This is a genomic window from Porphyromonas sp. oral taxon 275 (assembly GCF_018127745.1).
GTDB lineage: Bacteria > Bacteroidota > Bacteroidia > Bacteroidales > Porphyromonadaceae > Porphyromonas.
The window spans coordinates 1,877,149-1,890,638 of sequence record NZ_CP072333.1; the positions used below are offsets into that span (position 1 = coordinate 1,877,149).

10 protein-coding genes are annotated in these 13,490 nt (G+C 64.0%); 2 read left to right on the forward strand and 8 right to left on the reverse strand.

The genetic code is table 11. The features are described from left to right. Nucleotides 1-607: 607 nt before the first annotated feature. Genes J4862_RS07525 through J4862_RS07535 form a run of 3 tightly spaced genes read right to left on the reverse strand, consistent with a single transcriptional unit; the run spans nucleotide 608 to nucleotide 3,389 of the window. Nucleotides 608-2,095, reverse strand: coding sequence for a hypothetical protein (locus J4862_RS07525; protein ID WP_211788496.1), 1,488 nt, complete (start codon nucleotides 2,093-2,095; stop codon nucleotides 608-610). Further along, nucleotides 2,056-2,874 carry a metal ABC transporter permease gene (locus J4862_RS07530; RefSeq protein ID WP_211788497.1) on the reverse strand — a complete coding sequence of 273 codons (819 nt, stop codon included), beginning with the start codon at nucleotides 2,872-2,874 and terminating at the stop codon, nucleotides 2,056-2,058. Before J4862_RS07530 ends, J4862_RS07525 begins: the two co-directional genes overlap by 40 nt. A 50-nt stretch (nucleotides 2,875-2,924) precedes the next feature. Then, nucleotides 2,925-3,389: a phospholipase gene (locus J4862_RS07535; protein ID WP_371742394.1), complete on the reverse strand. Its 465-nt coding sequence runs from the start codon at nucleotides 3,387-3,389 to the stop codon at nucleotides 2,925-2,927. A gap of 134 nt (nucleotides 3,390-3,523) precedes the next feature. Here J4862_RS07535 and J4862_RS07540 point away from each other — a divergent pair, with 134 nt between their 5' ends. Further along, nucleotides 3,524-4,741: an S-adenosylmethionine:tRNA ribosyltransferase-isomerase gene (locus tag J4862_RS07540; RefSeq protein ID WP_211788498.1), complete on the forward strand. Its 1,218-nt coding sequence runs from the start codon at nucleotides 3,524-3,526 to the stop codon at nucleotides 4,739-4,741. Between the two features lie 113 nt (nucleotides 4,742-4,854). On the opposite strand, the gene J4862_RS07545 is transcribed toward J4862_RS07540, so the two are convergent. The 4 genes from J4862_RS07545 to hflX form a co-directional block, all read right to left on the reverse strand. Continuing rightward, a complete protein-coding gene (locus J4862_RS07545) occupies nucleotides 4,855-5,367 on the reverse strand; it encodes a low molecular weight protein-tyrosine-phosphatase (RefSeq protein ID WP_211788499.1) in 513 nt (170 codons plus the stop codon). 105 nt (nucleotides 5,368-5,472) lie between these two features. Further along, on the reverse strand, nucleotides 5,473-7,521 hold the full coding sequence (locus tag J4862_RS07550; RefSeq protein WP_211788500.1) for an alpha-L-fucosidase: 2,049 nt from the start codon (nucleotides 7,519-7,521) through the stop codon (nucleotides 5,473-5,475). 101 nt (nucleotides 7,522-7,622) lie between these two features. Further along, nucleotides 7,623-8,678 carry a ferrochelatase gene (locus J4862_RS07555; protein WP_249107416.1) on the reverse strand — a complete coding sequence of 352 codons (1,056 nt, stop codon included), beginning with the start codon at nucleotides 8,676-8,678 and terminating at the stop codon, nucleotides 7,623-7,625. Further along, a complete protein-coding gene (gene hflX / locus J4862_RS07560; RefSeq protein WP_211788501.1) occupies nucleotides 8,671-9,918 on the reverse strand; it encodes a GTPase HflX in 1,248 nt (415 codons plus the stop codon). Before hflX ends, J4862_RS07555 begins: the two co-directional genes overlap by 8 nt. 646 nt (nucleotides 9,919-10,564) lie before the next feature. On the opposite strand from hflX, the gene J4862_RS07565 reads away from it, so the two are divergent. Then, entirely contained in the window at nucleotides 10,565-12,298 is a 1,734-nt protein-coding gene (locus tag J4862_RS07565; RefSeq protein ID WP_211788502.1) for a phosphoenolpyruvate carboxykinase, read from the forward strand. 146 nt (nucleotides 12,299-12,444) lie between these two features. On the opposite strand, the gene J4862_RS07570 is transcribed toward J4862_RS07565, so the two are convergent. Next, nucleotides 12,445-13,476 carry a discoidin domain-containing protein gene (locus J4862_RS07570; RefSeq protein WP_211788503.1) on the reverse strand — a complete coding sequence of 344 codons (1,032 nt, stop codon included), beginning with the start codon at nucleotides 13,474-13,476 and terminating at the stop codon, nucleotides 12,445-12,447. Nucleotides 13,477-13,490: the final 14 nt, after the last annotated feature.

Sequence of the window (13,490 nt, forward strand, 5' to 3'; positions counted from 1 at the left end):
TCCCTGCCCGGCGCGCTTGCCGTAGCTCCGTGGGCGTTTCCTCGTTTGCGGTTGCAAAGGTAAGACGAAAAAGCAATACCAACCAAATCTCGAGGAGAAAAAGGCGCTCGGAGTAGGCCCTGAGTGCTATTCATTAGGCCGTAAGACAGCTAATTACAAAGGCCAAAAGTTTTTTCTCGTTCGGGTGAAGATGGGGGCTGGAAGGGGCGCTCAGCAAGCGCGGAGCGGGGTGAGAGGGCGCGGAAAAGGGGAAATGGAAGCGCTGCGACAAGCCGCGCGGGGCGGTGAGACAAGGCGAGAGGAGCAGCGGCAGACTTGGCAGAGGGAGACGAGCGACCTGGCGGAAAGCAGAGCGGAGCCGCTTCGACGTCGCTGACCCATAGCAGTCACGCAGCCCACTGACGCCAGTCAGCCCAACGACCCTCGCCAGTCAAGACGGCGAGGGATATCAGTAAAGGCCGCTCCCCCACAAGGCTCGATGAGCTTTGCGGGGGAGCGGCCTTCCTTTATATATACACGACGAGAGGAATAGCTATACGCGAGGGCGGGGATAGAGATACGTCAGAGGGACGCTATATACTAGGTACGGGCTGGGGCGCGGAGGGAGCTAGGGGCGGCTGGGGAGCTCTTCGAGACGCGGGGCGAAGCCCAGTTGGCACGCCAGCTCGGCATCCTGCTCCAGAGCCGCCCGATAGCGGAGCGCCGCGGTGCGATCCGTGAAGCCCCAGACGCGGAGCCCCTGCCGCCCCGCCTGCTGGTAGGGGCTGAGCTCGAGCAGCTGTTGGGTAAACTGGCTGTAGTGGTAGGCGGTGAGGAGGAAATAGACTTCGTATGGCGCCAGCCGCAGCTCGGCGGGGAGGGGGAGGAAGTAGCTCGGGATGACTTCGGCGGTCGCCTTGGACTGCACCTCACGCGGGGAGGGGGGGAGGCTGTCGGACTTCGACCAATCGAGCTCGGGCGGTGCGATGGGGAAGGCGCCAGGCTGACGTCCCGCCGCGAGGTTCTGCAGCAGGCCCGCCACCAAGGGCTGCAGCGCGGAGGCCGGGTAGCGCTGATGCAGTTGGGTGAGCTGCTCGCGGAAGGCCGCGACTCGCCCCTCCTGAGCAAGGAGCAGCGCCGCGAGGAGCTCGACCTGCACGCGCGCCGTCGTGTCCAGTCTCTGCCCGAGGAGGCTGTCCAGCAGGGGACGCACCTCGTGGCTGCGCCCGCTCCGATAGGCCTCCAGCGCCCGATCATAGAGCGCGGGACGAGGTGAGGATGCGGCTGCGGAAGGCGTGGGGCTGAAGTTCGTAAGGGGCGAAGCCGCGGGGAGGCTCTGGACGAGGCGGCTGTAGTAGCGGCGCAGCTGGGGGCGGCGCTCGCGACGCAGGAGCTCAGGGAGCAGGCGGCGGGCGGCGGGATAGTCGCCCGAGGCCAGGGCTAAGGCCAGCCGTGCCGTATAGCCCTCCACCTGCTGGAGGGCAGGGCTCGCGGCGCGCTCCAGCTCCTCGATCAGCAGCGCAGCCTCCGCCGTGCGCCCAGTCTCAGCATAGAGCCGTGCCAGCCACAGCGAGGCCGCAGCATAGGGCACGGGCTCGGTGAGGTAGCGCTGACGCATCTGCTCCAGCCGCTGCTCGGCCTCGGGGAGCTGCCCGAGGAAGTAATGGCTCTGCCCGAGGAGCAGCCAAGCGCGCCACAGTACGGGATTGTGCTCCTGCCGTGCCTGCGCCGCCAGCGCCTTCGGGTCGCGCCGCCAGCCGGGCGCCTTCGACGGGCGCTGCGTGAGGCTGTGCTCGGCGATCGCCAGCTGCGCCTTGTCCCGCGCACGAACGAAGAGCGCCCGCGCGGAGTCCCGAGCGAGCGGTACGTAGTAGGTCGTAGGATGGGGGGGAAGGGTATCGGCGAGCGAGGCTAGGAGCTTAGCCTGCCCCTCTGCGAGCGCCTGGTCGCCATGGTAGAGGACGTTGTATCGGGTGGTGAAGCCCTGCCAGAAGTGCGTCCAGGGGGTTATCCGCCGTCGTGAGCAGGAGGACACCACGAAGAGGAGCAGCAGGAGGACGAGCGGGAGGAAGCGCCTTAGCCGCGTGCGCCTCGTCGCTGAAGCATGCGTACACATTTGCCTAGAGCGAGGAAGAGGAAGAGCAGCAGGATGATCAGCACGCCCGAGGGGACGGCGATGAGGTAATAGCTCAGGAGCAGCCCCCCGACATTGGCCACGAGGCAGAGCAGTACCGAGCCGATGATGATGCGGCGGAAGGAGGCGGTGAAGAGCCCCACCGTAGTCTGTGGCAGCGTAAGCAGTGAGAGCAGCAGCATGATACCCACCGAGCGTATCGTCAGGACGAGGCTGACCGCGACGAGGATCAGCAAGAGGCGTTCCCAGGCCTCGACCCGCAGGCCGCGTGTACGGGCAAAGTCGCGGTCGAAGGCTAGGTAGAGGATCGTATGATAGCGCCAGGAGAAGAGCAGGATGAGCAGCGTCGCCAGCGCCGCCAGCGCCCAGAGGTCACTCGTCGTGACCAGGAGGATATTGCCGAAGAGGTAGGAGGGCAGGCTGCTCGCGTAGCCTGGGGTCAGCGTCATGAAGAGCACGCCGAGGGCCATACCGAGGGCCCAGATGCTGGCAATGGCCGAGTCCTCGCGGATGCCTTCGCTGCGGCTCATGCGCCCGATGGAGAAGGCGGCCAGCACCGCCGCCCCTGCCGCCGAGAGTAGCGGAGGGATGCCGAGGTAGAGCCCCAGCCCGATGCCCCCGAAGGAGGCGTGCGTGATGCCGCCGCTGACGAAGACGATGCGACGCACGACGATATAGGCCCCGACGATGCCGCAGACGAGGGCCGTCAGCAGCGACGCTAGGAGCGCGTTCTGGAAGAACTGGTAGCCGAAGATCTCCATCCTCTTCCTCTATCCCTATTCTATGCGGCCTACGGACTTAGCCTAGGCCTTTAGGCAGCCGCTTCCTCAGGGCGCCCATGCAGGGCGTGGGCGGCACGCTGCTCCCCTACCAGCAGGTAGAGCTCGGGGCGCAGCGCCTCGGGGAACTCGAGCCCGCGTAGCTGCAGGCTGCGCACCCAGGGCGATACCTCGTCCTCCTGCAGCGAGAGCAGCACGTCGCGGAATTCCTCCACGGCGGCCTCGCTATAGGCCTCGGGGCTCGTGCCGCGGTAGCGGTCCAGCTCCTCATCCTCGTAGTAGACGATCTCGGGACTGACGGCAGCCAGCAGGCTGTCGGCCTCACAGGTGGCGTGCTGCCCACAGCAGCCCTCAGCCGGAGCGACGTACTCGGGCTCGGGGGCGACGTATTCGCCGCGGTCGATACGGCGCTGGCGGCTACGTGCCTGCAGGCTGCTGACGATGGCGGCGGCAGCCCCCAGCAGGACGAGGGCCGCGATGATGACGATGATTCCCATATATATAATGTAGGCTTGAGATGATACCTGGCTATCCCTTGCCCCCTCCTCTGGGGGGAGCTCAGCGCCTTGTGGCGCCTTATCTCTATAGGAATAGTACGGGCGCAAAGATAGTTCATTATATCTTTGCAGGTATGACGCAGGACATCAGACCCCAAGACATCGCAATAGCCTCATACGACTACGAGCTCCCCGAGGAGCGCATCGCCAAGTATCCCCTCGAGGAGCGCAGCCAGTCGCGCCTCCTCATCTGGCGCGGTGGCGACATCGCCGAGCGCCACTTCTACGACCTCCCGGGCGAGCTGCCCGAGGGCACGGTGCTGGTGCGCAATGACTCGAAGGTCATCCGTGCGCGCCTGGTCTTCGCCAAGGACTCCGGGGCGCGCATCGAGATCTTCTGCCTTGACCCTTCGGCCCCGACGAGCTACGAGCGTGCGCTAGGCTCGACGACGGGCTGCAGCTGGCACTGCATGATAGGCAATGCCAAGCGCTTCAAGCTCGGCAGCTCCGTCACCGCGAGCCTCGAGGGAGCTAAGGGCCCCGTGACGCTACGCGCTAGCCGCATCGCCGAGACGGAGGTGCACTTCGACTGGGACGAAGAGGCCTACAGCTTCGGCGAACTGCTGGAGCTCCTCGGCATCCTCCCTATCCCCCCCTACCTCAATCGCGCCACCGAGGAGCGCGACCTCAAGACCTACCAGACGGTCTACGCCGCGCATGAGGGCTCGGTAGCCGCACCGACGGCAGGGCTGCACTTCACCCCCGAGGTCTTCGCCGCCCTAGAGGCACGCGGGACGCAGGTCGTGGATGTGACGCTGCACGTGGGGGCGGGTACCTTCCGCCCCGTCAAAGCCGAGCAGATCGGCGACCACGAGATGCACGCCGAGCTGATCAGCGTCAGCCGCACCACCCTCGAGACGCTGCGCGCCGCCCTCGGGCGCATCATCGCCGTCGGGACGACCTCGGTGCGCACACTGGAGAGCCTCTACCACCTCGGCGTACAGCTGCACGCAGCCCCCGAGACACCTGCCGAGGCGCTGCACGTCGGCCAGTGGCAGCCCTACGAGGTGGGCTATCCCCTGAGCCCCGAGGAGGCGCTCTCGAGCCTCATCGCTTGGCTGGAGGCCCACGGCGAGGAGCAGCTGGTCTTCCCCACCAGCATCATCATCGCCCCGAGCTACCGCTACCAGCTGATCCGCGGGATGGTGACGAACTTCCACCAGCCGCACAGCACGCTGCTGCTGCTGATCGCCGCGCTCGTCGGCGAGGACTGGCGGCGCATCTACGACTACGCCCTCAGCCACGACTTCCGCTTCCTGAGCTACGGCGACAGCTCGCTGCTGCTGCCTTAGCACGGGCACACTATATACCTATAAGCAAAGGCCAGGGGGCGCTGCGATCAGTTGATCGCAGCGCCCCCCAGCCTTACTGGAATAAGGGCGACTAGCGGCCCCGAGGCGGGTAGCTAGCGGCGGTGGGTATGGCGGTAGAGGTCGGGGAGGATGGCCTCGAGGAGGTCCAGGACGTGCTCGAAGCCCTCGGCGCCGCCGTAGTAGGGGTCAGGCACGTGGTCGCGGGCGGGGCGCTCCGACCACTCGGGCAGCAGGGAAACCTTCTCCTGCAGCTCGGCCGTCGGTGCCAGGGCTAGGAGGCGCTCCCTATTCTGCTCGTCCATCCCGATGATGTAGTCGTAGTAGAAGAAGTCCTCGTAGCTGATGGGACGCGAGCGCGAGTCCAGCGTGTAGCCACGGCGGGCAGCGTGCGCACGCATGCGTCCATCGGGCAGCTCACCCTCGTGGACGGCGATGAGCCCTGCGGAGTCGATCTCGTAGTCCTCTGCGGCACCCTGCTCGGTGACGTAGTGGCGGAAGACGCCCTCGGCCGAGGGGCTGCGGCAGATATTGCCGAGGCAGACGAAGAGGACGCGCACGGGACGCTGCTCCTCACGGGGGGCAGTACTGAGCTTAGGGAAAGGCATAGCTATTGGATCTATCGTGGATAAAGCTGCGTGCAGCACAGTGCTGAGGCTCGAGGCCCCGAGGGCTGTGCTGCACGCGCATTAGGAGGAGTCTTAGGCTAAGGCCTACTCGACGGCGAGGTCACCGATATTGACCTGCTCGACGTCGCCTACCAGCTTGGTGACTACCAGGCGCAGCGTCTGTCCCTTCGTCCCTGCGGGGAAGTCCACAGCGACGGGGATAGGGTTGTTGCGGATATTGGCGAACTCTCCCGCCGCTACGCGCTTGCCGTCGACGTAGAGCTCATAGCCCTGGATGTGCCCCTGCGCATCGCGCTGCTGGGAGGGCGTGTAGACGAAGCGCGTAAGCGGACGCGCCTCGGGGAACTCGATCGCCAGCGAGCGGACACCCTTCCCCAGACGCGTCTCCGTGCGTCCCGAGCCATCGAAGAGGGCGAAGTGCTGCGCGGGGCTAAGCCCAGGCGTGACGAACTGGCTGGCGGAGTAGCCCGAGCGGTAGCGCAGCTCTGGCTTGTCCTTATTCACCTCCGTAGAGACGCGCGCCACGAGCTCGACATGGTCGCCGGGCAGGTAGACGGGACGCGTATAGGTCTGCCAGGGGCCCTGCTTGCCGCCCGTGAGGAGGGCGTACTCGAGCTTGGCATCACGGCTGAGGCTCGTCAGGTAGAGGCTGTCGCGGCTGTCGCGGCGCACGCTCGGCGCCTCCAGCACCTCGGGCACGAGGTAGGCAGCGACCTCGGAGAGCAGCACGGGGCCACGCGATTCCAGTACCGTCACACGCAGCTGCTTGGTCTCTACGGGACGGAAGCGCAGCAGGCGCTTGTAGCCTATGGTCGTCAGCGAGTCCTGCGTGTCGATGGGGCGGAAGCTGCCATCGGCGCCTGCCGTCTCGACGCGGAAGCGCGCCACACGCTGCCCCAGAGCGATGGGCTCCTGCAACATGAGGTTATTGATCTGCGTGGCGCGCGGCAGGGTGAAGGTGAGGCTCACCTCGCCCGAGCCCTCGGCAGCCGCCCAGTAGGTCTTGGTCTGGCCGTCGAGGAGCTGCTGTGGGGCGAAGGCCTTACCCGTGCGCTGGCTCGAGGCCTGGACGGAGGCAGAGCTCAGGAGGTTGTGACGGAAGCCTGCCTTGAGGTGATCGTACCAGGCCACGATATTGGTCGAGTCCTGCGCAGGCACCTTGCCGCGGAGGTCGATGGGGAAGTTGAGCAGTAGATTGGCGTTGCGCCCGACGCTCTGGTAGTAGAGGTTGACGAGGTTGGCTACGGAGCGTACCTGCTGGTCCTCACGGGCGTGGTAGAACCATCCTGGGCGCACGCTCACGTCCACCTCCCCGGGGAGCCACTGCTTGGCATCGCGCATGCCCCACTGAGCCTCGGTGTGGTGCTTCTCCTTACTATAGTCGTACATCGCCCAGTTGGTCTGCCCAGCCCAGCCGCGCTCGTTGCCGATCCAGCGGATGGTGGGCTCGGTGCCGCCGAAGATCATCATCTCGGGGTTGTTGCGGTAGAGGATCTCGGCCGCCACATGGTAGCCGTAGTAGCTCTTGGGGTCGATCTGGCGTGCCTCACGAGCACCGCCGTAGTAGCCCGTACCGCCGTTGGCGCCGTCGAACCAGAACTCAAAGAGCTGTCCGTACTGCGTGGAGAGCTCGCGGATCTGCTCGTGGTAGATCTTCTGATAGGCCTCCTTGCCGTAGCCCGCATTATTACGGTCCCAGGGCGAGAGGTAGAGGCCGAACTTCAGCCCATACTTCTTACACGCGCGGCTCAGATCGCCGACGAGGTCGCCCTTGCCCCCCTTCCAAGGGCAGTTCTTGACGGAGTAGTCCGTCGTCTTGGTAGGCCAGAGGCAGAAGCCATCGTGGTGCTTGGCCGTGAGGATGACGCCCTTCATGCCGGCGCGCTTGAAGGTGCGCACCCACTGCTCGACGTCGAGGAGCTCGGGGGCGAAGGTGCTGCTGGGCGTGTCGCCGTAGCCCCACTCGAGGTCGTTGAAGGTGTTGAGCCCGAAGTGGACGAAGGCATAGGTCTCCAGCTCTTGCCAGGCGAGCTGCGCCTTGGTGGGCACGGGCCCCACAGGGGCGGGTGTCTGGGCGCTGAGGCTCGCCGCGGAGAGCACGGCACTGAGCGCCAGGAGGCTTAGTTTCTTCATAGGTGTATCGCTATACATTAGTGTTTGTACTTACGTTTGTTCTCCTCGCTCAGGAGGGCAGCGGGGTCGGCCAGCGTCGACTCCACGAGCTCGCTGAGGCTCTAGATGAAGGCGGGACTGCTATTGAGGCAGGGTACGTAGCTGAAGCGCTCACCGCCCTCCCGCTCGAAGATGCCGTGGTAGTAATCATCGATCTCCTGCACCGTCTCCAGGCAGTCACAGACGAAGCCTGGGCAGACCACCACCACACGCTTCAGCCCCTCGGGCACGAGCTGATGGATGCGCTCACTCATATAGGGGCGCATCCACTCATGGATGCCGAGGCGCGACTGATAGACCAGCTCCACCTGCTCGGGGGCTAGCCCCAGGTCGCGGCAGAGGTAGTCCTTGGTCTCCTCGCACTGCAGGCGATAGCAGTCCTCCTCGCCCCAGCGCTCGTGCCAGGAGCGGCGGGAGGCACAGCCCCCGACGACACCGTTGTCGTGGCGGCAGGCCTTGGGGATGTGCGAGGTGGGTATGCCATGCATGGAGACGATGAGCCGATCGAAGGGCTCCTCTAGATACGGCCGCACGCTCGCGGCAAGGGCCTGGCGGTAGTGCTCGTCGGCGTAGAAGGGCGCCAGGAGCCTCACCCTCAGATGCCCGAGGTCGAGGCGGCGCAGCTCGGAGAGGGTATAGGCCACCGCCGTCTCGTAGCTACTGCGGGCGTAGTGAGGATAGAGCGGCGCGATGACCAGCTCCTCGAGGGCGGGCATAGAGGCCAGGGCCTCGAGCGCCTCTCCCGTCGTCGGGCTGCCGTAGCGCATACCGAGGGCCACGGGCTCGTGCCTGAGGGCGCTGAGCTGCTCGGCGATGGCGGCGCTGTGGGTGATGAGAGGGAAGTTCTGGGCACGCTCATCCCAGATGGTGGCGTAGCTCTCGGCCGAGCGCGGCGCGCGGCGTGGGACGATCATCTTCTTGACCAGCAGGTAGCGCACCCACTGCGTGAGCCCGATGACGCGCCTATCCATGAGGAACTCATCGAGATAGCGGTGGACGTCCTCTACGGCAGGGCTGTCGGGGCTGCCGAGGTTGAGCAGCAGCACCCCGCGGCGTGCGCCCTGGTACTCCCCGCCATAGAGGCAGGGACGGGGACTGGGGGAGTAGCGGCTAGGCATGATCCTCTGCGGCTAGCTCCTCGGCCTCGGCACTGTAGTCCTGGAAGAGGAAGTCGTTGTAGGGGAAGCGCTGCACGTGGATCTCCTTGACGCTGTCGTAGAGGCGCTGCTTGAGCTGCTCGATGCCCTCCCCCGTACGGGCGGAGATGAAGACGCAGCCCGACTCGCCGAGCTGAGCCATCCAGCTTGCCTCGAGCTCGGCGCGGCTGACATTGCGCTGCGTACGCTCGCTGAGGTCGTCGGCCTGCTTCTCCTCGTAGGTGAAGGCATCGATCTTATTGAATACGAGGATCACGGGCTTCTGCTCCCCGGCCATGATCTCGCTGAGCGTCGTAGAGACGACCTGGATGTGCTCCTCGAAGTTGGGGTGCGCTATGTCCACGACGTGCAGCAGCAGGTCGGCCTCACGCACCTCGTCGAGCGTACTCTTGAAGGACTCGATGAGCTCGGTGGGGAGCTTGCGGATGAAGCCCACCGTATCGCTCAAGAGGAAGGGTAGGTTATGGACGATGACCTTGCGCACCGTCGTATCGAGCGTGGCGAAGAGCTTGTTCTCGGCGAAGACTTCGCTCTTGCTCAGGACATTCATCAGCGTGGACTTACCTACGTTGGTATAGCCCACGAGGGCGACGCGTACGAGCTTGCCGCGGTTCTTGCGTTGCATGGACATCTGGCGGTCGATGACCTTGAGCTCCTCCTTGAGGTGCGCGATGCGGTCCTGGATGAGGCGCTTGTCGGTCTCCAGCTGGGTCTCCCCTGGGCCGCGCATCCCTACCCCACCGCGCTGGCGCTCGAGGTGCGTCCATAGGCGCGTCAGTCGGGGCAGCATATAGCGGTACTGGGCGAGCTCGACCTGCATCTTGGCGTAGGCCGTAGTGGCGCGGGCGGCGAAGATATCGAGGATGAGGCTCGTGCGGTCAAGGATCTTGACCTTGAGGACGGCCTCTATATTGCGGAGCTGCTTGGGCGTGAGCTCGTCGTCGAAGATCACCAGCCCGATCTCCTGCTCCTCGACATAGAGGCGGATCTCCTCGAGCTTCCCCTTGCCAACGAAGGTGACGGGGTGCGCCTGGTCGATGCGCTGGGTGAAGCGCTGGACAGGGTGCACGCCGGCGGTGCGGGAGAGGAAGTCCAGCTCATCGAGGTACTCCCTCGACTGGGCCTCGCTCTGCTGGCGGGTGATTAGGCCGACGAGGACGGCCTCCTCGCTCTTGGCTTCGGTTATAATGAAATCTCTCATATACTTAACAAAAATACGACTTATCCGCCACTTGGCACCGAGGGAGCCTAGTGGCGCTCGAGAGCACTGTCCCCGAGAGGATGTGGCGGCCGTAGCCTGCGCTGCTCGAGGGAGGGCGAAGCAGCTCGTGCTAAGCACACTACGAGGGACGAGCGAAGCCCTCCATAAGGAAGGCGAACGCTGCAGGCTAAGGCGGGCGCGGCTGAGGGATATCCGTCAGCGCGCTGATGGGTATCAGTCAAGGGGGGTGAGGGATAGCCCTCAGCGCCCTGATGGATATCCCTTAGGAAGGCGGGGGATAGCGGTCAGAGAGGCAGGGGCAAGGCTTGGGCTGCGGGCACAGGCCTAGGGGAGCGCTGCGCGGGATGAGGGAGCACGCGCTGAGGCTGCAGCGGGAGGGAGTTACAGGGGCAGCGAGAAGGATGCGGCGGGGCGAGGAGGAAGGGTACGGAGGGATCAGCGGGAAGGGTGCGGAGGGGCGAGGAGGAAGGGCGCTCCGAGCCGCGGGGAAGCGGCCCTCGGAATGCACACTCAAAACACTTATGTGCAAGCAAAAAGCGGATAAATTTCCTTATTCGTAAAGTTTGCCTTACATTTGCAGAGGTAAGGACACCTTTGTCGTCACCTATTAAACCAACCGTTAGCAATGTTACAGGAATTCACCCTTAGCCGAGGTCGCGCCATCATCAACTTCACCTCGAAGTACTGCGACAACCGCCGCAAGATCCTGACCAGCTACGCCTATGGCCGCGTAGTCGAGTCCTTTATCTACTATCTCAAGAAGGACAACCCCGTTATCTTCGAAGCCTTCAGCAAGGGCTTCGAGAGCGATGACCAGCTCATCCGCTCCTTCATGGAGGTCATCCGCCTGCTCAGCGTGTGCAGCGTCGAGGAGCTCCTAGAGGTCAACAACAAGTACGCTCCCTTCTTCCAGGACCGCGACCTCTTCCTCGAGGTCATCGAGCTCCTCTACCACTACTGGCGCCGCATGGAGCGCATCGTCGTCGTCCACAACCAGCGTCAGGGCGATGGCGTGCAGAACGTCCGCTTCGTCCAGGCCTACGAGCTCTTCAACGAACTGATCCTGTCCATCTACCGCCGCACCAAGGAGGTAGCCAACGGCTTTGCTAGCCAGGTCTACCGCCAGACGACGGCGGGCGCCAACGCGGGGCTCATCCTCAATGACGTCACCTGGAACAGTCCCCTCGAGTACAAGGGCCTCACCGGGATCCCCTTCATCAACTCCGTCCTCATCAACCCGCCCTACGTATCCTACACCAAGAAGAATACGCGTGACGGGATCTTCAGAGAGCAGACGCTCAACCCCGTAGCCGGCATGATCCTCAACGAGGACGACTGGTTCCTCTTCCCCGCTAAGGTCGGCGACCTGCTGGCCTTCGTCTACTTCCACAAGGACTTCATGTGCCACGGGCTCGGACTGGCCAACCTCTTCGAGCTCGCCAAGCAGGACGAGTACGTAGGGAAGAAGCCCGACATGATCTACATCTTCGGTTACCCCGACGGCCACGATGAGAAGCGCACCTTCTACTACAAGGACAAGAAGAACGACATCCTCGTGGGCTATGCCAACTACTGCGACGAGATCGACTACTTCGGCTATATGAAGAAGATGCTGCTGACCCTGCACAACATCAAGCAGATGGAGCGCGGCAAGCTGCCTATCCACGGCGCTATGGTCAACATCATCCTGAAGAATGGGCGCGAGGCTAATATCATCATCATGGGTGACAGCGGCGCCGGGAAGAGCGAGAGCCTAGAGGCCTTCCGCACGCTCAACGAGAAGTACATCCGCCACATGCGTGTCATCTTCGACGACATGGGCTACCTCTCGCTCGATGCCGATGGGCAGCTCAAGGCCTACGGGACCGAGATCGGGGCCTTCGTCCGTACCGACGACCTCGACCCCACCTACGCCTTCAGCCAGCTCGACCGCGGGATCTACACCAACCCCGACAAGGTCAACGCCCGCGTCACCATCCCCATCTCGACCTACGAGCTGATCTCTAAGGGCTTCCCCGTGGACTACTTCCTCTACGCCAACAACTACGCCGAGGCCGAGCAGAAGATAGCCCTCTTCGACGACATCGACGAGGCGATCAAGACCTTCGAGGCAGGGGCGCGCAAGGCTAAGGGTACGACGACGGAGCAGGGTCTGGTGACCTCCTACTTCGCCAACCCCTTCGGCCCCGTGCAGGAGCGTCCTCTGGCCGAGCAGCTGGTGCGCCAGTACTTCGGCGTCCTCTTCGAGCGTGGCGTCAAGGTCGGTGAGATGCACACCTCGCTGGCGATCGAGGGTCAGACGAAGGACGGGCCTCGCCTGGCGGCTGAAGAGCTCTTCAGCATGATCAACGAGGACTAAGCCTCCCCTCCCCCTACAGCAAAAGATGAGCGCCCCCGAGTAGCACGTGCTACTCGGGGGCGCTGTCGTATAGAGGGGCCTCGCGAGCGGTGAGGCGAGAGAAGGCAGCGCCCCGAGGTCCAGCGGACACTCGGGGCGCTCCATGCTTAGTTGTCGCTATCTACGATCGCGTAGACCTCGGAGATCGAGCCACGACCGGACTCGTCGTAGGAGGCTGCAGTACTCGTATAGCGGAGGTAGCGTGCAGCGTAGGCCTTGCGGAAGTAGATCGTGCCGAGGTCGAAGAGGAAGCCTGCGCTCGTGGTCTTCTCATCCCCGAGGGTGAGCTCACCTAGCGTCGTCCAGGCCTTGCCGTCCGCCGAGCACTCGAGGCGGAGGCCTACGGGCATGTAGGTGGCACTCCAGTACTGGAGGTAGACCCCACGGAGCTTGGGCACGACACGACCGAAGTCTATCGTGAAGCTGATGGGAGGCTGGTCAGCTGCCAGGTCGCTGCTCTCGCCGTCGAAGAGGACGTTGGGATTATTGGCTCCCTGGATACCAGGCGTGACGTCGATGAGCTTCCACTTCGTGGCACGCGTATCATCGCCATCGTCGCCGTAGTCGAGGTAGGAGACATTGCCCGTATAGCTGGCGATGAGGGCATCCTCACTCTGCTTGCGCTTGTGGAAGGTCACCGCATAGAGGTTCTGATTGCTGGAGAGCTGCACACCTGCGGGCGCACTCTTGACCGCATCGATAGAGAAGCTGACCTTGAAGGTCTGGCTCTCGGCCTTCGTCTCGAGCTTAGACTTGTCGATGGTGAAGGTGACGGGCTCGCTGGTGATCTGCCCTGCCTTGATCGTAGCCTCGGTGGCACTTACCTTGAGGGCATCCTTGAGCTCTGCCTTATCGAGGGTGGACTTGAGCGAGACGACGACGTCCTGTGCCTGAGGGCGCGTCAGACGTACCGTGACCGATCCACCCAGCTCGCCCTCAATCCCATCGGAGCTATGCTTGAGGGTATGGGTCAGGGCAGGGGCGGAGTAGCGGTCGCCCTGCAGATAGACGCGTGCGGGGTAGTTGCGCTCCATGAGCTCCTCGACCGACTCGCTGTCCTTGGAGCAGGAGGAGAAGGCTGCCGTGAGGGTCAGGGCTGCACACGCAGCCACAGACCAGTGCTTGATATACTTGTTCATTCTTGTCAGCTAGC

Bases quoted from the DNA above. Each gene is read 5' to 3' on its own strand.
- J4862_RS07570 (WP_211788503.1), bottom strand. From the start codon at position 13,476: ATGAACAAGTATATCAAGCACTGGTCTGTGGCTGCGTGTGCAGCCCTG.
- hflX (WP_211788501.1), bottom strand. From the start codon at position 9,918: ATGAGAGATTTCATTATAACCGAAGCCAAGAGCGAGGAGGCCGTCCTC.
- J4862_RS07545 (WP_211788499.1), bottom strand. From the start codon at position 5,367: ATGCCTTTCCCTAAGCTCAGTACTGCCCCCCGTGAGGAGCAGCGTCCC.
- J4862_RS07550 (WP_211788500.1), bottom strand. From the start codon at position 7,521: ATGAAGAAACTAAGCCTCCTGGCGCTCAGTGCCGTGCTCTCCGCGGCG.
- J4862_RS07565 (WP_211788502.1), top strand. From the start codon at position 10,565: ATGTTACAGGAATTCACCCTTAGCCGAGGTCGCGCCATCATCAACTTC.
- J4862_RS07525 (WP_211788496.1), bottom strand. From the start codon at position 2,095: ATGTGTACGCATGCTTCAGCGACGAGGCGCACGCGGCTAAGGCGCTTC.
- J4862_RS07540 (WP_211788498.1), top strand. From the start codon at position 3,524: ATGACGCAGGACATCAGACCCCAAGACATCGCAATAGCCTCATACGAC.
- J4862_RS07530 (WP_211788497.1), bottom strand. From the start codon at position 2,874: ATGGAGATCTTCGGCTACCAGTTCTTCCAGAACGCGCTCCTAGCGTCG.
- J4862_RS07555 (WP_249107416.1), bottom strand. From the start codon at position 8,678: ATGCCTAGCCGCTACTCCCCCAGTCCCCGTCCCTGCCTCTATGGCGGG.
- J4862_RS07535 (WP_371742394.1), bottom strand. From the start codon at position 3,389: ATGGGAATCATCGTCATCATCGCGGCCCTCGTCCTGCTGGGGGCTGCC.